Annotated in this window: 19 protein-coding genes; 11 read left to right on the top strand and 8 right to left on the bottom strand. The window is 70.0% G+C overall.

Annotated elements, in window-relative coordinates; translation table 11 throughout:
• Positions 1 to 13 precede the first annotated feature (13 nt).
• The 4 genes from ureC to DK412_RS12810 all read right to left on the bottom strand — a co-directional run bounded on the left by ureC (position 14) and on the right by DK412_RS12810 (position 3,857).
• Positions 14 to 1,741, bottom strand: a complete 1,728-nt coding sequence (ureC, locus tag DK412_RS12825) for an urease subunit alpha (protein WP_109972263.1) — start codon at positions 1,739 to 1,741, stop codon at positions 14 to 16.
• Positions 1,741 to 2,280 carry an HD domain-containing protein gene (locus tag DK412_RS12820; RefSeq protein ID WP_109975232.1) on the bottom strand — a complete coding sequence of 180 codons (540 nt, stop codon included), beginning with the start codon at positions 2,278 to 2,280 and terminating at the stop codon, positions 1,741 to 1,743. Before DK412_RS12820 ends, ureC begins: the two co-directional genes overlap by 1 nt.
• A gap of 17 nt (positions 2,281 to 2,297) precedes the next feature.
• Positions 2,298 to 2,918, bottom strand: coding sequence for an urease subunit gamma (locus DK412_RS12815; RefSeq protein ID WP_109972262.1), 621 nt, complete (start codon positions 2,916 to 2,918; stop codon positions 2,298 to 2,300).
• A 90-nt stretch (positions 2,919 to 3,008) separates the two neighbouring features.
• Entirely contained in the window at positions 3,009 to 3,857 is an 849-nt protein-coding gene (locus tag DK412_RS12810) for an urease accessory protein UreD (protein WP_109972261.1), read from the bottom strand.
• 241 nt (positions 3,858 to 4,098) lie between these two features.
• Between DK412_RS12810 and DK412_RS12805 the strand changes: the two genes are divergently transcribed.
• The 3 genes from DK412_RS12805 (at position 4,099) to DK412_RS12795 (ending at position 7,351) form a co-directional block, all read left to right on the top strand.
• Positions 4,099 to 5,427, top strand: a complete 1,329-nt coding sequence (locus DK412_RS12805) for an FAD-binding oxidoreductase (RefSeq protein WP_109972260.1) — start codon at positions 4,099 to 4,101, stop codon at positions 5,425 to 5,427.
• Between the two features lie 150 nt (positions 5,428 to 5,577).
• A complete protein-coding gene (locus DK412_RS12800; protein WP_109972259.1) occupies positions 5,578 to 6,015 on the top strand; it encodes a cupin domain-containing protein in 438 nt (145 codons plus the stop codon).
• Between the two features lie 349 nt (positions 6,016 to 6,364).
• Positions 6,365 to 7,351, top strand: a complete 987-nt coding sequence (locus DK412_RS12795; protein ID WP_109972258.1) for a helix-turn-helix domain-containing protein — start codon at positions 6,365 to 6,367, stop codon at positions 7,349 to 7,351.
• Here DK412_RS12795 and DK412_RS12790 read toward each other — a convergent pair.
• Complete coding sequence (locus tag DK412_RS12790; RefSeq protein WP_109972257.1) at positions 7,348 to 7,893, bottom strand: MucR family transcriptional regulator; 546 nt, start codon at positions 7,891 to 7,893, stop codon at positions 7,348 to 7,350. The two genes, DK412_RS12795 and DK412_RS12790, sit on opposite strands and share 4 nt — an antisense overlap.
• Before the next feature lie 398 nt (positions 7,894 to 8,291).
• Positions 8,292 to 9,032 carry an alpha/beta hydrolase gene (locus DK412_RS12785; RefSeq protein WP_109972256.1) on the bottom strand — a complete coding sequence of 247 codons (741 nt, stop codon included), beginning with the start codon at positions 9,030 to 9,032 and terminating at the stop codon, positions 8,292 to 8,294.
• A 314-nt stretch (positions 9,033 to 9,346) separates the two neighbouring features.
• Between DK412_RS12785 and DK412_RS12780 the strand changes: the two genes are divergently transcribed.
• Both DK412_RS12780 and infC read left to right on the top strand, forming a co-directional pair.
• Positions 9,347 to 10,579 carry a glycosyltransferase family 4 protein gene (locus DK412_RS12780; RefSeq protein ID WP_109972255.1) on the top strand — a complete coding sequence of 411 codons (1,233 nt, stop codon included), beginning with the start codon at positions 9,347 to 9,349 and terminating at the stop codon, positions 10,577 to 10,579.
• 254 nt (positions 10,580 to 10,833) lie between these two features.
• Positions 10,834 to 11,355, top strand: a complete 522-nt coding sequence (infC, locus tag DK412_RS12775) for a translation initiation factor IF-3 (RefSeq protein WP_063928361.1) — start codon at positions 10,834 to 10,836, stop codon at positions 11,353 to 11,355.
• Between the two features lie 147 nt (positions 11,356 to 11,502).
• Here the strand turns inward: infC and DK412_RS12770 are convergent, their stop codons facing one another.
• The gene (locus DK412_RS12770; protein WP_109972254.1) at positions 11,503 to 13,767 is read right to left on the bottom strand and encodes an amylo-alpha-1,6-glucosidase; all 2,265 of its coding nucleotides are present in this window, start codon (positions 13,765 to 13,767) and stop codon (positions 11,503 to 11,505) included.
• Between the two features lie 430 nt (positions 13,768 to 14,197).
• On the bottom strand, positions 14,198 to 15,328 hold the full coding sequence (locus tag DK412_RS12765) for a glycosyltransferase family 4 protein (RefSeq protein ID WP_109972253.1): 1,131 nt from the start codon (positions 15,326 to 15,328) through the stop codon (positions 14,198 to 14,200).
• A 349-nt stretch (positions 15,329 to 15,677) separates the two neighbouring features.
• On the opposite strand from DK412_RS12765, the gene rpmI reads away from it, so the two are divergent.
• From rpmI to DK412_RS12735, 6 genes are all read left to right on the top strand, one after another.
• Positions 15,678 to 15,881 (top strand): 50S ribosomal protein L35, encoded by a 204-nt coding sequence (gene rpmI, locus DK412_RS12760; protein WP_007561407.1) that lies wholly within the window; start codon positions 15,678 to 15,680, stop codon positions 15,879 to 15,881.
• A 68-nt stretch (positions 15,882 to 15,949) separates the two neighbouring features.
• Positions 15,950 to 16,327 carry a 50S ribosomal protein L20 gene (rplT, locus tag DK412_RS12755; protein ID WP_109972252.1) on the top strand — a complete coding sequence of 126 codons (378 nt, stop codon included), beginning with the start codon at positions 15,950 to 15,952 and terminating at the stop codon, positions 16,325 to 16,327.
• Between the two features lie 169 nt (positions 16,328 to 16,496).
• Entirely contained in the window at positions 16,497 to 17,579 is a 1,083-nt protein-coding gene (gene pheS / locus DK412_RS12750) for a phenylalanine--tRNA ligase subunit alpha (protein WP_109972251.1), read from the top strand.
• Between the two features lie 166 nt (positions 17,580 to 17,745).
• On the top strand, positions 17,746 to 20,169 hold the full coding sequence (gene pheT, locus DK412_RS12745; protein ID WP_109972250.1) for a phenylalanine--tRNA ligase subunit beta: 2,424 nt from the start codon (positions 17,746 to 17,748) through the stop codon (positions 20,167 to 20,169).
• A 55-nt stretch (positions 20,170 to 20,224) separates the two neighbouring features.
• On the top strand, positions 20,225 to 21,175 hold the full coding sequence (locus tag DK412_RS12740) for a DUF1186 domain-containing protein (RefSeq protein ID WP_109972249.1): 951 nt from the start codon (positions 20,225 to 20,227) through the stop codon (positions 21,173 to 21,175).
• A 372-nt stretch (positions 21,176 to 21,547) separates the two neighbouring features.
• Complete coding sequence (locus DK412_RS12735) at positions 21,548 to 23,533, top strand: HAMP domain-containing methyl-accepting chemotaxis protein (RefSeq protein ID WP_245447617.1); 1,986 nt, start codon at positions 21,548 to 21,550, stop codon at positions 23,531 to 23,533.
• The last annotated feature ends 18 nt before the right edge of the window (positions 23,534 to 23,551 follow it).

The following is a 23,551-nucleotide window of genomic DNA, read 5'->3' as shown; positions in this document are numbered from 1 at the left end:
CCGCCAGTTTACCTCAGAACAGGAAGTAGCGCTGCGCCATCGGCAGCACCTCGGCGGGCTCGCAGACCAGCAATTCGCCGTCGGCGCGCACGTCGTAGGTCTCGGGGTCGACCTCGATCACCGGGGTGGCGTCGTTGTGGATCATGCTCTTCTTCGAGATGCCGCCGCGCACGTTCTCGACCGCGACCAGCTCCTTCATGACGCCGAGCTGCTCGCGCAACCCCGCCTCGATCGCGGCCTTCGACACGAAGGTCAGCGCGGTCTTGGCCGGCACGCGGCCGAAGGCGCCGAACATCGGGCGGTAATGCACCGGCTGCGGCGTCGGGATTGAGGCGTTGGGATCGCCCATGGGAGCGGCCGCGATGGCGCCGCCCTTGATGATCAGGTCCGGCTTCACCCCGAAGAAGGCCGGCGACCACAGCACGAGGTCGGCGAGCTTGCCGACCTCCACCGAGCCGATATGGCGCGAGATGCCGTGGGCGATGGCCGGGTTGATCGTGTACTTCGCCACGTAGCGCTTGGCCCGGGCGTTGTCGTTGCCCGACGCATCGCCCGGGAGCGCCCCGCGCTGGCGCTTCATCTTGTCGGCGGTCTGCCAGGTGCGGATGATGACCTCGCCGACCCGGCCCATCGCCTGGCTGTCCGACGACATCATCGAGAGGGCACCGATGTCGTGCAGGATGTCCTCGGCGGCGATCGTCTCCTTGCGGATCCGGCTCTCGGCGAAGGCGAGGTCTTCCGGAATCGACGGGTCGAGGTGGTGGCACACCATCAGCATGTCGAGATGCTCGTCGATGGTGTTGCGGGTGAAGGGCCGCGTCGGGTTGGTGGAGGAGGGCAGCACGTTCGGCAGCCCCGCCACCTTGATGATGTCCGGCGCGTGGCCGCCGCCGGCGCCCTCGGTGTGGAAGGCGTGGATGGTGCGGCCCTTGAACGCCGCGATCGTGTCCTCGACGAAGCCCGACTCGTTAAGCGTGTCGGTGTGGATCATCACCTGGATGTCGTGGGCATCGGCCACCGACAGGCAGCAATCGATCGCGGCGGGCGTCGTGCCCCAATCCTCGTGCAGCTTCAGTGCGCAGGCGCCGGCCCGGATCATCTCCTCCAGGCTGTCGGGCTTCGAGGCGTTGCCCTTGCCGGCGAACGCCAGGTTCATCGGGAAGGCGTCGGCCGCCTCGATCATCCGGGCGATGTGCCAGGGGCCGGGGGTGCAGGTGGTGGCGAAGGTGCCGTGGGCCGGGCCGGTGCCGCCACCGAGCATGGTGGTGATGCCGGAATTCAGCGCCTCGTCGATCTGCTGCGGGCAGATGAAGTGGATGTGGCTGTCGAACCCGCCGGCGGTGAGGATTTTTCCTTCGCCCGCGATGACCTCGGTGCCCGGCCCGACCACGATGGTGACGCCGTCCTGGATGTCCGGGTTGCCGGCCTTGCCAAGGGCCGCGATCCGCCCGCCCTTCAGGCCGACGTCGCACTTCACGATGCCCCAGTGATCCAGCACCACCGCGTTGGTGATGACGGTGTCGACGGCGCCGCCCGCGTTGCTCGCCTGGCTCTGCCCCATCCCGTCGCGGATCACCTTGCCGCCGCCGAACTTCACCTCCTCGCCGTAGCGGGTGTGGTCGTGCTCGACCTCGATGACGAGGGCGGTGTCGGCGAGGCGGATGCGGTCGCCCTTGGTCGGCCCGAACATCGCCGCGTAGGCGGCACGGGGGAGGCTGGCGGGTTTGGGGGTGTTGGACATCAGACCGCTCTCCGCGCCGCGACGGCGGATTGATCGAAGATGGATTCGAGGGCCGCATTCGTGCCGCGGCAGCCGGCGACGACGCTCTCGGCCCAGGCGACGTAGTCGAGGACTCGGGTCCGGTCCCAGTCGTCAGGAGGGCTTGCCACAAGGGATCGCAGGTTGCTGATCTTGTCGGCGACCTTGATCGCCTTGGCATCCGGCGACTTGTGCGGTGCCCGCTCGACCTGCAGTCGCTTGCGCTCTGCCTTGGGCAGCGACTTGTCGTCGGTGACCTCGGCCACGAGGTCGGCCACGGCGGTACCGAACAGTTCCGTGAGTTCGGCGTAGGTCGTGCCGGTATCCTCGATCGTGTCGTGGAGCCAGCCGGCCGCGATCAGCCAGGCGTTCGGCTCGCTCAGGGAGTCAGCGAGGAGCGCTGCAACCTCTGCGAGATGATTTACGTAAGGTTCCCGGGCAGATCCCTTGCGACGCTGATCCGCGTGCCGACGGGCCGCGAAGTCGGCCGCCCGCGTCACCAGCGACACGTGATCGCGCAGAACCTTGTCGTAGGGGCTCACAGCACCCCCATCACGTCACCCCGGAACCCGTACACCGCGCGCCCGCCGCCCATCGGGATCAGCACCACCTCCCGGGTCGAGCCCGGCTCGAAGCGGACCGCCGTGCCCGGCGCGATGTCGAGGCGCTGGCCGCGGGCCTTGTCGCGGTCGAAGCGGAGCGCCGGATTCACCTCGAAGAAGTGGTAGTGCGAGCCGACCTGGATCGGCCGGTCGCCGGTATTGGCGACCTCGATCACCGTGCGGGGGGCGCCCTCGTTGAACACGATCTCGCCGTCGGGCGTCGTCACCGCGCCCGGCACGTCGGCGGCGGGAGTGCCGCGGATCGGGTGGTGGACGGTGACGAGCTTGGTGCCGTCCGGGAAGGTCGCCTCGACCTGGATGTCGTGGATCATCTCCGGCACCCCCTCCATCACCTGGTCGGCGGTGAGGACCTGGGCGCCCAGCCGCATCAGCTCGGCCACGGTGCGGCCGTCGCGGGCGCCCTCGACCACGAAGTCGGTGATCAGCGCCACCGCCTCCGGGTGGTTGAGCTTCACGCCCCGGGACAGGCGGTTGCGGGCCACCATCGCCGCCATGGCGACGAGGAGCTTGTCCTTCTCGCGGGGTGTCAGCAGCACGGGAGAATCCTCTGGGTCACGGGCCGCCCCATCCTTCACCGAGGCTCGGCCGCGAGGCAAGATTGGGCAGGCAAGAACCGAGCCGCGTGCTCAGGTCTGCCACACCCGCGGCAGGGGCCGGCCGCGGAACCCCTCGAGGATCCGCGCGGCGGCGAGGCGCAAGGGGCCGATCTCCGCCCCGAGCAGGCGCATCACCAGCATGCCGTTCCAGGCGCTCGCCCCGGCCTCGACCGAGAGGGCCTCGCAGCCGGCGGCCTCGATCAGCGCGCGGGCCTGGTCGAGGCGGCTCTCGGCGTCGGGCGCGAGGTGGAGGAGCGTCGCCATCGCGCGGGCGCCGCCGGCCACCGCCCGGCGGGCGAGCGTGTCCGCGATGGCCCCGTCGAGCCGGAAGGAGTCGGCGTAGGTCAGCCGCCCGGCGCGGCGCAGGCGCCAGGAATCCGCGAGCAGGCCGTCCCGCATCACCTCGCCCTTCGCGGCGCGGCCGAACACCAGGGCCTCGAACAGGGTGAGCCGCGCATCCGCCGCCATCTCGGCCGAGATGCTGCGGGTGAGCCGGGCGCCGTCGAACAGGATCGTCTCCTGGGGCAGCCAGGCCAGCGCGGCCTCGGGCTCCAGGGTCAGCGCCACGTCGAGCCGCGTCACCGGCCCGTCCGAGCGGTAGATCTTCTCCGCCGCCGTGGTGGTGAGCACGAGATCGGCGCCTGCCGCCAGCCGCGCCTCGACGGTGAAGCGGTCGCCGCAGGCGATGCCGCCGGCGCTGTTGAGCAGCACCGCCTCCATCGGGCCGGGCTCGGGCCGTGGCAGCCGCAGCCGCAGCGGGCCGGATTCGGCGAGGTCGGTGACCCGCGTGGCGCCGCCCGGCATCCGGGCCACGCTCAGCGCGACGTGCCCGACCGAGCGCTGGCGGCGAAGGGCGTCGGGAACCGGGGAAGCTTGCATCGTGAGCCCAAGGCTGACGCGGGAAGGCTGGCGCGGGAAGGCTGGCGCGGACGGCCTTCACGGTCACGCTTAGACCGCGCGAGCGGCCCCGCAGGCAAGCCCCTCGGGACAGAACCTTGGCACCATCCGATGATGCCGGCGAGCGGCCGGGCGCCCAGCAGAATCTGCCGCGAAGGCCGGCCTCTCCGGCGTCCGCGCGCGGGCGGCCCTGCTAGGCTCCGGCCGTCAACGGGAGCCCACCATGCCTGCACCTCTCCTCCACATCGACACCACGCCGGACCTGCCGGCCGCCGCCGAGGTGGTGGTGATCGGCGGCGGCGTGGTCGGGACCTTCACGGCCTATTACCTCGCGCGCCGGGGCGTCAGCGTGGCCCTGGTCGAGAAGGGCCGCATCGGGGGCGAGCAGTCGAGCCGCAACTGGGGCTGGTGCCGGCAGCAGAACCGCGACGCCCGCGAATTGCCGATGGCGACGAAGAGCCTCGACCTGTGGGACCGCCTCACGGCCGAGATCGGCGAGGATCCGGGCTTCCGCCGCTCCGGCCTGCTCTACCTCAGCAACGACGAGGCCGAGATCGCCCGCTGGGCGAAGTGGCGCGACTTCGCGGCCGGGGAGGGCGTCGTCACCCACATGCTGAGCGAGAGCGAGGCGCGGGCGCGGGGCGAAGCCACCGGACGGGCCTGGAAGGGCGGGGTGTTCTCGCCCACCGACGGCATCGCCGACACCTCGCGGGCGGTTCCGGTGGTGGCCCGCGGCGTGATGAAGGCCGGCGGCAGCGTGCACCAGTTCTGCGCTGCCCGCGGCCTGGAACTCGAGGGCGGCCGGGTGAGCGGCGTGGTGACCGAGAAGGGCACCATCCGCACCCGCGTCGTGGTGATGGCCGGCGGCGCCTGGGCCTCGTCGTTCTGCCGCCAGCTCGGCATCCGCTTCCCGCAATCGGCGGTGCGCTCGTCGATCCTGGCGGTCGGCCCCCATGTCGAGGGCCTGCCCGACGCGCTCCACACCGCCGAGATCTCGGTGACCCGCCGCGGCGAAACCGGCGGCCACACGTTGGCCATCAGCGGCCGGGCCAGCGTCGACCCGACCCCGCAGCAGATCCTGTTCGCGCGGGAATTCGTGCCGATGTTCGCCAAGCGCTGGCGCGCCTTGAGGCCGGGCGGCACCGAGGGCTGGCGCAGCGGCCACGAGACCGCCGCGCGCTGGCGCCTCGACGAGCAGACCCCGATGGAGCGCATGCGCATCCTCGATCCCCGGCCCGACGCGCGCCTGGTGGCCGAGACCCATCGCCGGGCCCTCGAGCTGCTGCCGGCCCTGCGCGGCACCGCGATCACCGCCTCCTGGGCCGGCTACATCGATTCGACCCCCGACGGCGTGCCGGGAATCGGCGAGGTCACGGGCGTGCCGGGCCTGATCCTGGCGGCGGGCTTCTCCGGCCACGGCTTCGGCATCGGCCCGGGCGCCGGCCACCTCATCGCCGACCTCGCCTCCGGCGCCGCGCCGATCGTCGATCCCAAGCCCTACCACCCGGACCGGTTCACCGCCTCGGCCTGGGGGAAGGTGGCGGATTTCTGAACCCGACGCCTTCGCCTATTCTGTCCTCCGCTCTGGAGCACCGTCCGATCGCATCGCCATCGAACGGTGCTCTCGATCGATGATTCTGCCGCATCCGCTCGACGAACCGGTATCCGCTTCGTCGGACGATGCTCCAGCGGAGGACGCGTCATGGACCTGTCGTCACCCCAGACCACCTGCCGGGTCGTGCGCCCGGGCCCGGACTACGTCGGCAAGCAGGCCCTCACCTACGCGCCGGCAGTCTCGGCCGAATCGGTGGGGTCGAAGGCGCTGCACATGCAGCTCGTCACCCTGCCGCCGGCGGCTCGCGCCAAGGCCCACCTCCACGAGGCGCACGAGACGGCGCTCCACGTGCTCTCCGGCGTCGCCGGCATGTGGTACGGCGAGCGGCTGGAGCAGCACCTCTGGAGCCGGGCCGGCGATTTCGTCTACATCCCCGCCGGGATGCCGCACCTGCCCTACAATGCCAGCCGGACCGAGACCTGCACGGCGGTGATCGCCCGCACCGACCCGAACGAGCAGGAGAGCGTGGTCCTGCTGCCGGAGCTGGACGGCTTGCGGCCGGCGGACGGGGATCTGATGGCGTAGGGAGCGTCACGCCCGGTTGGTCCGGGTCCGGAACCGCCCCGCGACGTGGCCGCGACCCCGTTCGCGGTCACTCGGCGTGCCGGTGCGAGACCTCGGGCGCTAGAGCATTTTCCGACCAAGTGGTCGCCGGTTGAGCGAAGAAAATGCGGCAAAATCAAAGACCTAGAGAGCTTCGCGATTGCAGCGCGATCGTGAAGTGCTCTAGAAAGATCTGCATGTGCATAGGTCTTGCAGATGCCATGATAGGAAAAAATGGATATTTGCGATGATTAGTGATTCCACGATTGTGCCGGATTTTGTAAGACCTTAGACCGGGGCAACCACCCGAAAGCCGATCGCCCCGTCCGAGATGCAAACGTTATTCACGACCGCCGACGTCCGTCCCGAGGACCGGTTTCGCCAGTGGCGTGAGCTCTGCGAGGATCGTTTGGTCCCCATGGTGCAGAGTAGCTCAAGCGACGAACCGTTCCACGCCGTGATCGAAGGCGCCACGGTCGGTTCGTTCGTCCTCACAAAGTTTTCCCTACAGAATTTACGCGCTTCGACAACGCCACAGACAATCCGGCACAAGAACAACAAGACAGATCATCTATTTTTGAGTGTCGTGCTCTCCGGATCCGTGAAGGCGAGCCAGAACGACCGCTCCAACATCGACCGGGCGGGGGATTTGTCGGTGCGGGATCCAAACACGCCTTGGACCATCGAACACGAAGGATATAGCGAAGTTCTGGCCATCGAGATTCCGCGCGATCGCCTGGAGCGCGTCCTCGGATCGTCGCGCCTCTTCGTCGGCTTGGGCGTGGGAGGACATCTTCCGGTCACGGCGCTCGCGCGGTCGTTCCTCAACAATCTCAGCCAGGTGAGTGAACAGCTGACGCCGGAAGCGGCAGAGCGCATGAGCGCGACGGGCATCGATCTCGTCGCTGCGAGTATCGCCGAGCGGATGGCGATGGAGGTTCCCGGATCCCTAAGATCGTCTTTGACCATGCAAAAGGCGAAGTCCTACATCGATAACAACATCGGCAATGCCGATTTGAGCCCGATGCAAGTATCGAGCGCCGTCGGCGTGTCCCTGCGCCATTTGCAGGTTTTGTTTCGCGAGAGCGGGCACAATATTGCCGCCTGGATCTGGCACCGGCGGCTGGAGAATGCGGCACGCCGTCTCGCCGATCCAATCAGCGCCCACATGATGCTGCAGGAGATCGCCTATCGATGCGGCTTCTCGGATCAGGCCCATTTCTCTCGACGATTTCGCAATCAGTTCGGCATGAGTCCGAGCGAATATCGCCATGAGGCGCTCGTTCGCAGAGCGAATGCGAGAACGACGAGCGGCTAACGGTTTTCCTTGTCGATCTGACGCCCGAATCCGCTTCGCTCCTGTCGGGTGGCTTCGGCCATCGGCGGCTGCCCGCGGTGGACCGTTACGGCCGGCGCCGCCGGCGCCGCACCATTCGCCGTCCGACCGGTGGCTGGATTGCGTCGGATGCGACCGAACCCGACGCTCTTGGCGAGTTTGGAGCGCTGGGCGGTGTAGTTGGCGGCGACCATCGGGTAGTCGGGTGACAGGCCCCACTTGCGGCGATACTCGTCCGGGGTGAGCCCGCGCGTGGTCAGGTGGCGCTTGAGCGCCTTGTAGGGCTTGCCATCTTCCAGGCTGATGATGTGATCCGGGGTGATCGTCTGACGAATCGACGTGGCCGGCAGCGGCTTGCCGTCCCCGGGCGCCGACGGGGGGCAAAGCTTCACCAAGGCCGCATGGGTTGCCGCCACGAGGCCCGGCACCTCGGAGACCGGAATGTTGTTTCTCATGGCGTAGGCGCCGACGAGATCGGAGGCGAGGCCACCGATGTCAGCGTCCTTCTGCGTGACGTCATCCATCCGAGAGGCCCGAACTCTCTATTGTCTGCAAAAGGACGATAGAGACGGCGCGTCGAGATGGATCAAGCCTTGATCCGCCGCATCAAAATGAATTGCGCGCTGGAGCAAATCCCGAGTAGCTCAAGTTGTGCTGCGCTCGCGCTCCGTCGCCTTGGTTGTGGCGGAACGGCTCCGCGCTCGACGGATGGCGGCAGCGCGCCCCGAGGCGACCCGTCGAGGATGGCCTCGCCGCTCCCGCGACCTCGGTGGCGAGGATCGTCTCGAACGAAGGCGCCGCCAGCACGCTGGCGAGGCCTCGCGGCGGTGGTGGAAGCGGGGCGATCGCAGGACCGAGATCGGCGGGACGGCGCGGGTGAGCCGTGCCCCGGCAACCCGACCTCCGCGTTCCTGCCGTCTCGTCAGGCGCCCGAAACCTCCCGCGGAGCGATCCCCTCCACCGCCGCGACCAGCCGCTCGAGATCCGCCGGCCCGGAGAGGCGGTGGTCGCCCTCCTTGATCAGGGTGAGGACCACGCCGGTCTCCGGCAGCCGCTCGACGAGCGTCATCGCGTGCCGCCAGGGCACGTCCGGATCGGCCATGCCTTGCAGGATGTGCACCGGGCAGCCCGGATCGATCGGTCCCCCGAGCATCAGGTGACGCCGCCCGTCCTCGATCAGCGCCCGGGTCACCGGGGTCGGCTCGGGCGAGTATTGCGAATCGCGCCGCCACACCCCGTCCCGCATCACCTGCTGGCGGATCTCGTCCGGGAACTGCTTCCACATCAGCTCTTCGGTGAAATCCGTCGCGGGGGCGATCAGCACCAGGCCGGCGGGCCGGATCGTCGCCGCGGCGAGAAGCGCGATCCAGCCGCCCATCGAGGAGCCGACGAGGACCGGGCGCTGAGGTGCCAGGGCGGCGACGACGTCCTGCGCGTCGGCGAGCCAGTCCGAGATCGTGCAATCGGCGAAGGTGCCCTCCGATTCGCCGTGGCCGGTATAGTCGAAGCGTACGAAGGCGCGGCCCTCCCGCGCCGCCCATTCGTCCAGGGCCTCGGCCTTGGTGGCGCGCATATCCGAGCGGAAGCCGCCGAGCCAGACCACCGGCGGTCCGGCACCGGGCCGCACCAGGGTAGCGAGGCGGCGGCCCCGCACGGGCAGCATCGCGGCAGGCGGATCTTTGGCAAGCGTGCGCGCGGGTTCTTGCATGACGTTATCCCCGTTATTCCGTGTGCAACCCTGGTCGCGGGCGGCCGGCGCCCAAGGTTTACCGATCCGCAACACGGTAGGGAGACCTTGATGCATCGTCCGTGAGCGGACCGCGACGGCCGGCTTCTACACCGGCGGCGGCCGGCGACCATATGCGAGAGAGGCCCGGCGTGCCGCCGGTCATCCATCGAGTCCTGCTGTCGAACCCTGCGCGGAGCGGGCACCGTCACGCCGCGAGTGCTGCGATCAGAACCCTGACCCGGAGTCCCATGCCGTCGAGCCAGGCCACGCCGTTCCCGGCCGCGAGCCATCCGCTGGCGGGCCGCACCGTGCTCCAGATCATCCCGGAGCTCGACGCCGGCGGCGCCGAGCGCACCGCCGTCGACGTGGCGGCGGCGCTCGCCGCCGCGGGCGCCCGCGCGCTCGTCGCCACCGAGGGCGGCCGCCTCGTCGGCGAGCTGCAGGCCAAGGGCGGCGCCTGGGTGCCGTTCCCGGCGCGGACCAAAAACCCCTTCGTGATGGCGCTCAATGTCGGGCGGCTGACGCGGATCTGCCGCGCGGAGCGGGTCGACCTGATCCATGCCCGCTCCCGCGCCCCGGCCTGGGTGGCCCTCGGCGCGGCGCGGCGGCTGCGCGTTCCCTTCGTCACCACCTATCACGGCAGCTATGCCGGCCGCTCGCCGGCGAAGCTCCTGTACAACTCGGTGATGGCCCGCGGCGACGCGGTGATCGCCAACTCGCACTTCACCGCCGACGCGATCCGGCGCCTGTTTCCGCAGGTCGCCGGGAACCGGGTGCGGGTGATCCACCGCGGCACCGATCTCGCGGCCTTCGCCCCCGCCCAGGTGACGCCGCAGCGGGTCGAGGCCCTGCGCCGGGCCTGGGGCGTCGCCCCGCACGAGCGGGTGGTGCTGCTCGCCGCCCGCCTCACGCCGTGGAAGGGCCACCGCGTGCTGATCGAGGCGGCGGCCGCCCTTCGCGCCCAGGGGCTGTCCGAGTTCACGGTGGTGCTCGCGGGCGATCCCCAGGGGCGCACGGGCTACCTGCGCGAGATCGACGCGATGATCGCCGCCCACGGCCTCGCGGGATCGGTGAAGCGCGTCGGCCATTGCAGCGACATGCCGGCGGCCTACCGGGCGGCCTCCGTCGTGGTGGTGCCCTCGACCGAGCCCGAGGCCTTCGGCCGCTCCGCGGTCGAGGCACAGGCCCTCGGCACGCCGGTCGTGGTCTCGGATCTCGGCGCCGTGCCGGAGACGGTGCTCGCCCCGCCGGAGGTGCCGGCGCACGAGCGCACCGGCTGGCGCGTGCCCGCCGGCGACCCGCAGGCCCTGGCCGGCGCCGTCGCGGAGGCGCTGCAGCTCGGCGCCAGCGCCCGCGACGCCCTGGTGCGCCGCGCCCGCCGTCACGTCGAGACGCATTTCTCCCTCGAGCTGATGCTGGCCGACACCCTGGCGATCTACGCCGAGCTCCTCGGCGCCGCGCCCGCGGGGGAGGGGTCCTGACCGGGGCGGCTTGCCGGGATCACGAACTTGCCGGGATCACGAATCCGGGATCGTCTCCCGGGCCGCCCCGGCTCCCGGCAACCAAGTTCCGCCTCCACGAGTTGACAAATCGGGCAATCTTGCCAAGGTGCTATCGTACACCACGAGTATGCCCGCGCGGTGGTTCGGGACCGGTCCGAAAGGACGTGGTCGGCGGGCCGCCGCCGGACGACGTGATTGAGGAGAATGAAGCCATTCGCAGACCTATGAGAGCCATGCCGGCCCCGCAGAAAGACGGGCCGCGCGCCAACCGGGACATCCGCGGCGTCCGCGAGGTGCAGCTCATCGACGATACCGGTCAGAACCGCGGTGTCATGGGCTTCTTCGAAGCGCTGCAGGTCGCCGAAGAGGCGGGCCTCGACCTCGTCGAGATCGCGCCGAACTCCGTGCCTCCGGTCTGCAAGCTTCTCGACTACGGCCGCTTCCGCTTCAACGAGCAGAAGAAGCAGGCCGAGGCGCGCAAGCGGCAGAAGACCGTCGAGGTCAAGGAGATCAAGCTCCGGCCCGGCATCGACAAGCACGACTACGAAGTCAAGATGAAGGCCGTGCAGCGGTTCTTCGAGGAAGGCGACAAGGTCAAGGTGACCCTCCGCTTCCGCGGCCGCGAGATGGCGCACCAGGATCTGGGCCTGCGTCTGCTCGAGCGCGTGAAGGCCGAGACGCAAGAGGTCGCCAAGGTGGAGAGCGAGCCGCAGCTCGAAGGCCGCCAGATGATCATGATCCTGGCGCCGCGCTGACGCGCACGGCGCCTTGTCCGCGCTGTCGGCGCGAGGCGGATCACGGAGCGCTCCGGGCGCGGGCCTCTCGCGAGAAGACCCGCGCGGGGAGCATCGAAGGGCCGGGCATGTCCCGGCCCATCGCTTTTTTACTTCAGCAACACCACTTCATTTCAACAGGACGACTTGCGCGTCGCCGGTCCGGCGCACCACGTTCACCGTCACGTCGCTGCCGTGGCGATGGATCAGCAGGTCGACGTGGCTGTCGCCGAGCTTCAGGTTGCGGATCAGCACGTCGTCGAGGAAGGCCGGCAGGATCGGGTCGCGGAAGCGGATCCGGTTGCGGTCGTGGCGCAGTTCCAGTCCGAGGCAGGCGGCGAGGAACGCGAAGGGCGCGGCCGCCGCCCAGGCCTGCGGGCTGCACGCCACCGGATAGTTCGTCGGTCCGCGCTGCTTGCGCTGGATGAAGCCGCAGAACAGCTCCGGCAGCCGCCGCCCCTCCTGGTAGAGCGAGGCGCCGTGCTGGCCCTCGAACACCCGGGCGGCTTCCGCCTTCAGGCCGTAGCGGGCGAGGCCCAGCGCCACCAGCGCGTTGTCGTGCGGCCAGATCGAGCCGTTGTGGTACGACATCGGGTTGTAGCGCGCCTCGCCGACCGCGATCGTGCGCACGCCCCAGCCGTTGAACCCGTCCTTCGACATCAGCACCGCGGCGACGCTCTCGGCCCGCTCCGGATAGGCGATGCCGGTGAACAGCGCGTGCCCGGCATTCGACGAGCGCACCGCGCAGGGGCGCTTCTCGCCGTCGAGGGCGAGCGCGTAGGTGCCGAGCTCGGGCAGGTAGAACTTCTCGTCGAAGGCCTCTCGCAGCCGCTCGGCCTCGCCCTTCAGGCGCTCGGACAGCACGTCGTCGCCCATGAGGGCGGCGAGCTTCGCGGCGCCCTTCTTGGCGGCGTAGACGTAGCCCTGCACTTCGCAGAGCGCGATCGGTCCCTGCGCCATGCGGCCGTCGGCGTGGAAGATCGAGTCGTGGCTGTCCTTCCAGCCCTGGTTGGCCAGGCCCTTCTCGGTCTCGCGGGCGTACTCGACGAAGCCGTCGCCGTCGCGGTCGCCGTACTCGTCGATCCAGTTCAGCGCCGCCAGGATGTTCGGCCAGATCGCCCGGATAGTCGCGAGGTCCCCGGTCTGCTCGTAATACTGCCCGGCCAGCATCACGAAGAGCGGCGTCGCGTCGATCGTGCCGTAATAGAGCTTGAACGGCACCTCGCCGAGGATCGCCATCTCGCCGTTGCGGGTCTCGTGCAGGACCTTGCCGGGCTGGGCGTCGGCGGCGGGGTCGACGGTCGTCGCCTGCGTCGCCGCGAGGTGGCGCAGCACGCCCTTGGCGATCTCGGGATCGATCCACAGCGTCATCATGGCGGTGATGATGCCGTCCCGGCCGAAGACCGTGCTGTACCAGGGGATGCCCGCATAGGGGTAGACGCCGTTCGGCGTGCGGCTCAGGAGCATGTAGAGGTCGGCCGTCGCGCGGCAGGCGGCCTCGTTGAACTGGTCGTTCGAGCTCTCGATCGTGGTGATGTTGGCGGTGGCCTTGCGCAGGTCGCGCCGTGCGTCGCGGTAGGCGAGCGCGAAGGTCATGCCCTCGCCCTTCGGGTGACCGTCCTCGCGGCGCGGGCTCGGATAGGCGGCATGGGTGAAGGGCAGGGCGCTGCCGACCGCGGCCACGCCCGCGCGGCCGAGATCGACCGTGTCGCAGATCGCCCGCACGAAGAGCGAGGCGCGCCCGCCGGGTGACAGCTTGACGTCGAACTCGGCCCGGTTCGCCTCGAGCCGCGCGGGCTTGGGGCCGAAGCGCAGGCGGGTGGTGCGGCGGCGCTCGTCGAGCCCGTCATAGGTGAACGTCACCTCGTTGGCGCCCGTCACCTCGACGCTGCGCTTGCCGCGATGCGCCCGGTCGCTGCCGCGCACCTCGAACAGATCGCGAAAGTCGGCATCGAAGCTCAAGGACACGCGCAGGTGGCGCGGCTTGGTGTCGTAGTTGCGTAAGCCCAGGCGGTCGTAGCAGGTGCCGCGAAACAGAAACTTGGTCCGCTCCAGCGCGATGATCTCGCGCGGGATGCTGGTCTCGTCGCCGGCGTCCAACCGGATGTCCGGCGTCGTCAGGTCGACCGAGAGGGCGCCGTTGTCGTCCTGCACCACCGAGCCGAGCAGCATCGGCCGCTGGCCCTCGACGGTCAGCTCCAGGCGCGACAGGAAGCGCGTATCCTGGAAGTACAGCCCCTCGGGCCCCGGGAAGACGCCGATATCGCCGTAGCTGTCGAGCACCGCGAAGGCGTCGCCGTGCTTGAGCGAGCGCAGCTGGCGCTCGACCAGCGAGGTCTGGGCCTCGATGTGGTATTGCGGCAGCGTCTCGTCGTCGGGGGCGGTCGCGACCATCGGCACGGCTTCACTCCTTGGGGCTCCGCGCGGCGACGCGGGGAAACGGGGCGGATCTCGGGGCGCCGGACGAAGGTCCGGGCGGCGGCGGGGAGGCGGCACCCGCGGCGATTCGCGGGTTGGACCCCACGCTAGAGCGAATGTGGGCCATCGTACGGCGGGCGCCAGGGGGGATCCGGCGCGGGGTCGGCCCGGATTTCAGGCAGGGGCGATCAAGGTGCGCGCAGGTACACCCTGTTCCGGTCGGCGCGTCGTCGTTAGCTCCAGAAGATCTCACACCCTCCGCGTCATCCCGGGTTCCGCTGCGCGGCCCCGGGATGACGCGGCGGAGATGAGGAACATTGCGCGAGGCGAAATTCTCCGCGCAAAACGAAAGGCCCGGCCCCCTCTCGGGGACCGGGCCTCGTCATCGTCGGGACCGTGAAGCGGATCAGACCGCGCGGAGCACCGGATGCGCGACGCCGTTGGCCGCGCCGTTGAGCGCCGCGGGCGCCCCGATGGTCAGGCCCGGGATCTTGATCGCGTCGAGGTCACCCGCGAGCAGCGACTCGTAGGCGGCGACGTAGGAGCGGGCCATGACGCTCGCGGTGAAGCGTGTCTCGAAGTAGCGGCGCACACCCTCGCGGCTCATCGCCTTGCAGGTCTCGACCGCGGCGATCGCCTCGTCCATCGAGTCGACCACCACGCCCGACACGCCGTCCTTGATGACCTCCGGCACGGAACCGTTGCGCCACGCGATCACCGGGGTGCCGGCCGACATCGCCTCGATCATCACCAGGCCGAAGGGCTCCGGCCAGTCGATCGGGAAGGCGAGCGCCAGGGCGTTGCCGAGGAATTCGTGCTTCTGGTCCTCGTTGATCTCGCCGATATATTCGACCAGCGGATGGTGGGTCATCGGCTCGATGACCTCGTCCCAGTATTCCTGGTCGGCCTTGTCAACCTTGGCGGCGATCTTCAGCTTCACGCCGGAGGCCTTGGCGATCTCGATCGCCCGGTCGGGGCGCTTCTCGGGCGAGATGCGGCCGAGGAAGGCGAGGTAGCCGCCGTCCTTGGGTTTGGCCGAGAAGCGGCAATTCTCCGCCGGCAGGCCGTGATGGATGGTCTGCAGCCAGTTGGCGTTCTCGGGCATCGGCCCGCGCTGGTGGTCGGAGATCGACACGAGCGGCATGCCGGTGAAGGTGCGGTAGACCGGCATGAAGTCCGGCACGTCGAGCCGCCCGTGCAGGGTGGTGACGCACTTGTGGTTCAGGTCCTCGAACAGCGGGTACTGCAGGAGGTCGATGTGGAAGTGGATGACGTCGAACTCGTCCGCGCGCCGACGCAGGTGATAGAGCATGGCGAGGTGGCTGGCGACGTGGTCGCGGATGCCGGCGAGCCGCAGGCCCTCGGGGCAGCAGGCGACCAGCTTGGCGCTCGTCTCGGAGTCGCCGCTCGCGAACAGCGTCACGTCGTGGCCCTGCCGGACCAGCTCCTCGGTGAGCCAGGACACGACACGCTCGGTGCCGCCGTAGAACTTCGGCGGAACGGCCTCCGCGAGAGGGGCTACCTGGGCAATGCGCACGACGGATTCTCCTGAGACGCCAGACGGGGGCGGTTCACGTTGGCGGGACTTAAGCAGGATGGGGCCTGAGCGGGACATGAACGAAACCGCGCACCCGAGCTTATGGTTCCGGTGCAATGCACAATGCCACCGCGGGGGCCCGGCCGTGCCCACCTCACACAGGCAAGCGCGGCCCGACGATGCGACGATTGCGCGACGCTCCGCTCCCTGCTATAGCGCGCCCCTCATCGAACCGCCCGGCCGTGAGGGCTGCCGTGGCGGTTCGTGTCGCTCCACATCGTCGATCGCGCGTGATCGTCGGGGCCCGCCCGTGGCGGATCCCCGGTGGAGTTCGCGTCAGGAGAGCAAAATGCCCAAGCTGAAGACCAAGTCGGGCGCCAAGAAGCGCTTCAAGATCACCGGGACCGGCAAGGTCATGTACGCCCAGGCCGGCAAGCGCCACGGCATGATCAAGCGGACCACGAAGCAGATCCGCAACCTGCGCGGCACGACCACCCTGTTCGAGGGCGATGCCGCCAACGTGAAGAAGTACTTCCTGCCGAACGCCCGGTAAGAACCGGCTTCGCGCCAAGAAGACGCTTCGTCCGTAAATCTGTTTCGTAGAATCCTCAGGAGATCACCATGGCCCGCGTCAAGCGCGGCGTGACCAGCCACGCCAAGCACAAGAAGGTTTTCAAGGCCGCCAAGGGCTATTACGGCCGGCGCAAGAACACGATCCGGATCGCCAAGCAGGCGGTCGAGAAGGGCATGCAATATGCCTACCGCGATCGTAAGAACAAGAAGCGCAACTTCCGCGCCCTGTGGATCCAGCGCATCAACGCCGCGGTCCGTCCGCACGGCCTGACCTATTCGCGCTTCATCGACGGCCTGTCCAAGGCCGGCGTGCAGGTCGACCGCAAGGCCCTGTCGGAGCTCGCCATCCATGAGCCGGCGGCCTTCGTCGCCGTGGTCGAGACGGCGAAGTCCGCCCTGCCGGCCGAGCTCGTCAAGGCGGCGTAAAGCCAATATTGGTCCCGCCCCCTCAGGCGGGCCCGAGACCTGTCGAGACTGCACCATCACGGCCCGCAAGCGCGGGCCGTTTTGCGTTGTGCAGGCTCTTTCCCAGCCCCGGGTTGACGGAGCGGGGCGGCGCGTTGCAGGGCATCCGCGAGCCCCGATTGAGCAGACCATGACCGATCTCACCAGCCTCGAAACCGATCTCCTCGCCAAGGTCGCCGACGCCGCCGACGAGGCGGCCCTCGACGGCGTGCGCGTCGCGGCCCTCGGCAAGAAGGGCGCCGTCTCCGAGCTGCTGAAGACCTTGGGCGGCATGAGCCCCGAGGCGCGCAAGGAGCAGGGGCCGTTGATCAACGGCCTGCGCGACCGGGTCCAGGGCGCGATCCAGTCGCGGCGCGACACCCTCGCCGAAGCCGCCCTCGCCGCGCGGCTCGCCGCCGAGCGGATCGACGTGACCCTGCCGGTGCGCGAGGGGCCGGAGACCCGCGGCCGCATCCACCCGATCACCCAGGTGATGGACGAGATCACGGCGATCTTCGGCGATATGGGCTTCTCGATCGCCGAAGGCCCGGACGTCGAGACCGACGAGCTGAACTTCACCGCGCTCAACTTCCCCGAGGGCCACCCGGCCCGGGAGATGCACGACACCTTCTTCCTGCGGCCCGACCGGGACGGCAAGCGCAAGCTCCTGCGCACCCACACCTCGCCGGTGCAGGTCCGCACCATGCGCTCCGTGCAGCCGCCGATCCGGGTGATCTGTCCGGGCCGCACCTACCGGCACGATTCCGACCAGACCCACACCCCGATGTTCCACCAGGTCGAGGGCCTGGTGATCGACAAGCAGGCGAACATCGCCCACCTGAAGTGGATCCTGGAAGAATTCTGCAAGGCGTTCTTCGAAGTCGACAGCGTCAAGATGCGCTTCCGGCCGTCGTTCTTCCCCTTCACCGAGCCTTCGGCCGAGGTCGACATCCAGTGCTCGCGCAAGGGCGGCGAGATCCGCTTCGGCGAGGGCGACGACTGGCTCGAGATCCTCGGCTGCGGCATGGTCCACCCGAACGTGCTGCGCAATTGCGGCCTCGACCCGGACAGCGTCCAGGGCTTCGCCTGGGGCATGGGCATCGACCGGATCGCGATGCTCAAATACGGCATGCCGGACCTGCGCCCGTTCTTCGAGGCCGACGTGCGCTGGCTCGAGCATTACGGCTTCCGGCCGCTGGACATCCCGAGCCTGGTCGGCGGCCTGACCGGCTGAGCGATTTCGCCCCGAGGGGCATCATGGCCGGGAGCGAGGTCCTGACCCGCACCTCGCCGCCTCCGGGCACGAGCGGGCCGCGCTGCCCTCCAACGACGACCGGCGCCGCTTGGCCGTCCTCCTCGTCACGAAGACCCGGCTCGCCTGAGCCGAGAGGTTTATCCCGATGAAATTCACCCTCTCCTGGCTCAAGGACCACCTCGACACCGACGCCTCCCTCGACACGATCGTCGAGACGCTGACCCGCATCGGGCTGGAGGTCGAGCGCGTCGAGGACAAGGCCGCGGATCTCTCGGCCTATCGCATCGCCGCGGTGCTCACCGCCGAGCAGCACCCGAATGCCGACCGGCTGCGGGTCTGCACCGTCGAGACCGGCGAGGGCGCCCCCGTGCAGGTCGTCTGCGGCGCGCCGAACGCGCGGGCCGGCATGAAGACCGTGTTCGCGCCTCCCGGCACCTACGTGCCGGGCAAGAACATCACCCTGTCGGTCGGGGTGATCCGCGGCGTCGAGAGCCGCGGCATGCTGTGCTCCGGGTCCGAGCTCGGCCTGTCGGACGACCACGACGGCATCCTCGATCTGCCCGCCGACGCACCGGTCGGCCAGTCCTACGCGGCCTTCGCCGGCTTCGACGACCCGGTGATCGAGATCAACCTGACGCCGAACCGGCCCGACTGCACCGGCATCCACGGCATCGCCCGCGACCTCGCGGCGGCCGGCATCGGCACCCTCAAGCGCGAGCAGCTGGCGCCGGTCCGCGGGGAGGGGGCCTGCCCGGTCGCGGTCACCCGCGACTTCGCCCCGGAGGACGCGCATCTCTGCCCGCTCTTCGGCCTGCGGCTGGTGCGCGGCGTCAGGAACGGGCCGTCTCCCGAGTGGATGCGCCGGCGCCTGACCGCGATCGGCCTGCGGCCGATCAATGCGCTCGTCGACATCACCAACTACGTCACCTTCGACCGCGGCCGGCCGCTCCACGTCTTCGACGCCGCCAAGGTGAAGGGCAACCTCACCGTGCGCCGCGCCCGGGACGGCGAGGAGATCGTCGCCCTCGACGGCCGCACCTACCGGCTCGACGACGGCGCGATCGTCATCGCCGACGAGAACGGCGTCGAGTCGATCGCCGGCATCATGGGCGGGGAGCATTCGGGCTGCGACGAGGGCACGACCGACGTGCTGATCGAATCGGCCCTGTGGGATCCGCTCACCATCGCCCGCACCGGCCGGCGCCTCGGCATCGTGACGGATGCCCGCTACCGGTTCGAGCGTGGGGTCGATCCGGCCTTCGCCCTGCCGGGCCTGGATCTCGCGACGAAGTTGGTGCTCGACCTCTGCGGCGGCACCCCGAGCCAGGCCACCGTCTCGGGCGAGGTGCCGGATACCGACCGCATCATCGACTTCCCGTGGACCGAGGTGCGCCGGCTGTCCGGCCTCGACCTGCCGCGGCCGGAGATGAAGGTGACGCTGGAATCGCTCGGCTTCCACGTCGCCGGCACCGGCGACCGGGCCAAGGTGCTGTCGCCGTCCTGGCGTCCCGACGTCGAGGGCAAGGCCGACCTCGTCGAGGAGATCGTGCGCATCGCCGGCCTCGACCGGATCGAGCCGAAGCCCCTGCCGCGGATCGAGGCGACCGTCATCCGCCCGGTGCTCACCGTGATGCAGAAGCGCACCCGGCAGGCCAAGCGCGAATTCGCCGCCCGCGGCCTCGTCGAGGCGGTGACCTGGTCGTTCATCGCGCATGACGACGCCACCCTGTTCGGCGGCGGCAAGCCGGAACTGGCGCTCGCCAACCCGATCGCCGCCGACCTCTCGGACATGCGCCCTAGCCTGGTGCCGGGCCTCGCCCGCGCCGCCCAGCGCAACGCCGACCGCGGATACGGCGACGTCGCCCTGTTCGAGGTCGGCCAGTGCTTCGCCTCCGATCAGCCGGAGGGCCAGACCACCAAGGCCACCGCGCTCCGCCGCGGCTCCGCCCGCCACGGCGGCGCCGGCCGGCATTGGGACGGGGCGGCGCGGCCCGTCGACGCCTTCGAGGCCAAGGCGGACGCGCTGGCGCTCCTCGCTGCCCTCGGCGTGCCGACCGGCGGCCTCCAGGTCGTGGCCGGCGGGCCGGACTGGCTGCATCCCGGCCGCTCCGGCACGCTCCAGTTCGGGCCGCGCAACCAGGTCGGGTTCTTCGGCGAGCTGCATCCGCGGGTGCTGAAGGCCCTCGACATCAAGGGCCCGGTGGTGGTCAGCGAGATCACGCTGGACGCCCTCCCGCTGCCGAAGCACCGGCCGACCAAGATGAAGCCGGCGGCGAGCCTGCCCGACTTCCAGCCGCTCACCCGCGACTTCGCCTTCGTGGTCGCCCGCACCGTCTCGGCGGGCGACATCCTGAAGGCGGCGCAAGCCGCCGAGCGCACCCTCGTCACCGGCATCGAGGTGTTCGACGTCTACGAGGGCGCCGGCATCGGCGAGGACCAGAAGTCCGTCGCCGTGGCCGTCCGGCTCCAGCCGACCGACCGCACCCTCACCGATGCGGAGATCGAGGCCGTGAGCCAGAAGATCGTCGCCGAGGTGACGCGCAAGACCGGTGCGACCCTGCGGGGTTGATCGCTGAAACAGCCGGCGGCGCCTCGGGCGCCGCCGATCGGGCGAGGAGCCGGGCATGACGGACGACACGGACAAGACGGATATCGGGCTCGTGCAGGAGCTCTCCCGGGCGGTCCACCTGCCGGAGGCCGCCCTGCGTCGGGCGGCGGCGGACCCGGAGACGATCACCGTCCCGGTCCTCAACTTCCTCTACCGCGCCGCGGCGGCCGGCCTTGAGGAGGGCACCGAGCCGCTGAACGACGCCGAAGCGAACGTGCTGTTCTGGGGCATCCACGTCCTGGCCTCGATCGGCGAGAGCCGGATCCACGAGCCGCTGATGCGCCTTCTGTGCCGCGACGACGAGGCGATCTCGTCGGCGCTCGGGGAGGACTACCCGACCACCCTCACGGGCCTGGTCGCCAGCACCTTCGACGGCGATGCCGACCGCCTGCTCGCCGCCATCGCCGGCGAGGCGCCCGACGGCCTCGTGCGGATGGAGCTGTTCCACGCCCTGGCGCTGCTGACCGCCGACGGCGACATCGACCGCGAGACCGTCCGGGCCTTCCTGGTCCGCTTCGACGACGAGCGCCTGGGCGATTCCGACGAGGAGGCGTGGCAGGGCTGGGAGGATGCCGTCGCGCTGCTCGGTTTCGACGACCTCCTTCCCCGCCTCAAGGCGGCGCGCAAGGACGGCCGCAACACCGGCCTCTTCATCGACTGGGAGTCGGTGCAGGAGACCCTGAAGGAGGCCCGCCTACGACCGAAGAGCCGCGAGCGCTTCAACCAGATGACGATCGGCTACCTCGACGACCTGATCGGGGCACTGGAGCACACCCGCGAGGGCGCCGACGCTCACTTGCCCAACCTCGACGAGGACGGCTATCCGATCCCCGAGCGCAACCCCTACCGCGACGTCGGCCGCAACGACCCCTGCCCCTGCGGCAGCGGCAAGAAGTTCAAGAAGTGCTGCCTCGACAAGGTCGAGCAGGGCCTCGCCGCCCTGCCGCCGCTGCCGCCGGCGCGCTGATCGCGAAGGGGCCGGACCGAGCCGGAGGGGGCGACGGTCCGGCACGTCCGCCGCCCTGATCTGTCGCGGACGCCGCGCCGCATTGTCGGGACGGCGCACGGGGTCACGGACTCTCCGTTCCGCACGAGGCGAACGTTCAAGCACGAAGCCGCGAATGCCGGCAGGTGCAACGGCTGGCGTGCTCGGTGGATGCCATGCGACGTGCCGGCTCTCAGGCGAGCAATGCTCGCCTCGGCTTGGCTTGCGGCATCGTCGAGATATAGAATAAAATCCTATTTATCGTAAGCCCAGGAATCTTTACGGAATCTTCCAAAATCTGTCGCAGCGTCGCCGCCCTCTCTCTGGCGGGTGAACGATCCGATGCGCATCCAAATGCGTGCACGCCTGTACGGCGGCTTCACGCTTCTGGCGATCCTCGCGGCCGTGATGGGCGGCTTCGCCTATCGGCAGACCGCAAGCCTCGACGAGATGTTCAATACCAGGGCGATGCTCGAGCGGGCGGCCCGCGAGCTGTACACGCTGAACGGCCTGACCGACCGCTTCCTGGCGCAGAGCCTGACGTACCGGATGACGCCGAGTGCGGACGGGGCGACCGGGATGCAGTCCAGCCTGTCGGAGATGACGCAGCTCGCCGACGGGCTCGCCGAGCGGGCCTTGTCGGACGAGCGGCGCACGCTCTACGCCGGTCTGCGCGACCAGTCGAGCCGTCTCGCCGCGGAGCTCCCCAAGCTGGTCGCGCTCGGCACGCAGATCCGCGAGAACAAGGCCGGCGTCTACAGCGCGGGCGACGACCTGACCAAGGCCTCGGGCGCGCTCGTCGCGCAGCTCCGGTCCGGCGGCGACGACGCGATCCTGGACCAGGCGGTGGAGATCGAGCGGACCCTGCTGCTGTTCCGCGTCATGAACTGGCGCTTTCTGGCGACCACCGACCCGAAGACCCGTGCGCTCTCGGCCGCGACCTTCACCACCGCCGAGGCATCGGTCGGAAAGCTGAAGGCGCTGAGCCTGACGCCGGCGCAGCGGCGCGATCTCGCTACCGTCGAGGAAGCCCTGCATCGCCTCAACCGGCACATCACGGCGGCGGCCTCCGCCATGATCGAGAGCGAGGCTCTGTACGAGCAGAGCCTGAAGCCCAAGGCGGAGGCGCTCGTCGGCACGGGCACGCAGGTCCGCACCAAGCTGGACGCGGTGCTTCAGGACATCACCGCGCGCAGCAACGCCACGATGGCCGCGACGAAGCCGGTGCAGGTCGGGCTGCTGGCGCTGATCCTGGCGATCAGCGCGGCGTCGGCCGTCCTGATCGGGCGCAGCATCACCCGTCCGATCTCCGGCATGACCCGGGCGATGAGCCGTCTGGCCGCGGGCGAGATCGCCGTCGCGGTCCCCTCGCAGGACGCGACCGACGAGATGGGCGAGATGGCCCGCGCCGTGGAGGTGTTTCGTCAGAACGCGGTAGCGCGCCTCGCGCTGGAGGCCGACCAGGCCGCGCAGGCCTCCGCCCGCCAGCGCCGCGCCGACCGGGTCGACGCGCTGATCGCCGCCTTCCAGCAGCGGGTCGCCGGCTCGCTCGAGATCGTCACCTCGGCCGCCTCCGAGCTCGACGCCACCGCCCGCTCGATGACTCAAGTCGCCGACGGCACCAATGCCCAGGCCGTCGCCTCCAGCGCCGCCGCCGAGGAGACCTCGGCCAACGTCCAGACCGTCGCGGCGGCCGCCGAGGAGATGGTGGCGTCGCTGCGGGAGATCGAGCGCCAGGTCGTGCATTCCCGCGAGGTCGCCGGCCACGCCGCGCACGAGGCCGACGCCACCAACACCGCCATGGCGAGTCTCGGCACCGCCGCGACCCAGATCGGGGCCGCCGTCACCATCATCTCGGCCATCGCCAGCCAGACCAACCTGCTCGCGCTCAACGCCACGATCGAGGCCGCCCGGGCCGGCGAGGCCGGGCGCGGCTTCGCGGTGGTCGCGGCGGAAGTGAAGGAGCTGGCCGGACAGACCGCGCGGGCCACCGAGGAGATCAGCGGGCAGATCACGGCGATCCAGGCGGCCACCGAGCAGGCGGGCGCCGCCATCCGGCAGATCGGCGGCACGATCGCGGCGCTGAACGAGATCAGCAGCGCCATCGCGGCGACGGTGGTGGAGCAGACCGCCGCCACGACGGAGATTTCCCGCAACGCGAACGAGGCGGCGCGCGGCACCCGGGATGTCTCGTCCAGCGTCGCCCGCGTGCGGTCGCTGGCGGACGAGACCGGCGGCGCGGCCGCACAGGCGCTCGCGGCCGCCGCCGACCTGGCGACGCACTCCCTGACGGTCAAGCAGGAGGTCGACGGCTTTCTGGGCGAGATCCGGGCGGCCTGACAAGGCTCGATGGCGGGA

Source organism: Methylobacterium sp. 17Sr1-1 (assembly GCF_003173775.1).
Classification (GTDB): Bacteria; Pseudomonadota; Alphaproteobacteria; order Rhizobiales; family Beijerinckiaceae; genus Methylobacterium.
This window is presented reverse-complemented; position numbering and strand designations above follow the sequence as displayed.

Coding starts and splice junctions, on each gene's coding strand:
- ureC (WP_109972263.1), bottom strand. CDS start 1,741: ATGTCCAACACCCCCAAACCCGCCAGCCTCCCCCGTGCCGCCTACGCG.
- pheT (WP_109972250.1), top strand. CDS start 17,746: ATGAAATTCACCCTCTCCTGGCTCAAGGACCACCTCGACACCGACGCC.
- DK412_RS12805 (WP_109972260.1), top strand. CDS start 4,099: ATGCCTGCACCTCTCCTCCACATCGACACCACGCCGGACCTGCCGGCC.
- rplT (WP_109972252.1), top strand. CDS start 15,950: ATGGCCCGCGTCAAGCGCGGCGTGACCAGCCACGCCAAGCACAAGAAG.
- DK412_RS12735 (WP_245447617.1), top strand. CDS start 21,548: ATGCGTGCACGCCTGTACGGCGGCTTCACGCTTCTGGCGATCCTCGCG.
- rpmI (WP_007561407.1), top strand. CDS start 15,678: ATGCCCAAGCTGAAGACCAAGTCGGGCGCCAAGAAGCGCTTCAAGATC.
- DK412_RS12800 (WP_109972259.1), top strand. CDS start 5,578: ATGGACCTGTCGTCACCCCAGACCACCTGCCGGGTCGTGCGCCCGGGC.
- DK412_RS12785 (WP_109972256.1), bottom strand. CDS start 9,032: ATGCTGCCCGTGCGGGGCCGCCGCCTCGCTACCCTGGTGCGGCCCGGT.
- DK412_RS12795 (WP_109972258.1), top strand. CDS start 6,365: ATGCAAACGTTATTCACGACCGCCGACGTCCGTCCCGAGGACCGGTTT.
- DK412_RS12810 (WP_109972261.1), bottom strand. CDS start 3,857: ATGCAAGCTTCCCCGGTTCCCGACGCCCTTCGCCGCCAGCGCTCGGTC.
- DK412_RS12740 (WP_109972249.1), top strand. CDS start 20,225: ATGACGGACGACACGGACAAGACGGATATCGGGCTCGTGCAGGAGCTC.
- pheS (WP_109972251.1), top strand. CDS start 16,497: ATGACCGATCTCACCAGCCTCGAAACCGATCTCCTCGCCAAGGTCGCC.
- DK412_RS12770 (WP_109972254.1), bottom strand. CDS start 13,767: ATGGTCGCGACCGCCCCCGACGACGAGACGCTGCCGCAATACCACATC.
- DK412_RS12780 (WP_109972255.1), top strand. CDS start 9,347: ATGCCGTCGAGCCAGGCCACGCCGTTCCCGGCCGCGAGCCATCCGCTG.
- DK412_RS12790 (WP_109972257.1), bottom strand. CDS start 7,893: ATGGATGACGTCACGCAGAAGGACGCTGACATCGGTGGCCTCGCCTCC.
- infC (WP_063928361.1), top strand. CDS start 10,834: ATGCCGGCCCCGCAGAAAGACGGGCCGCGCGCCAACCGGGACATCCGC.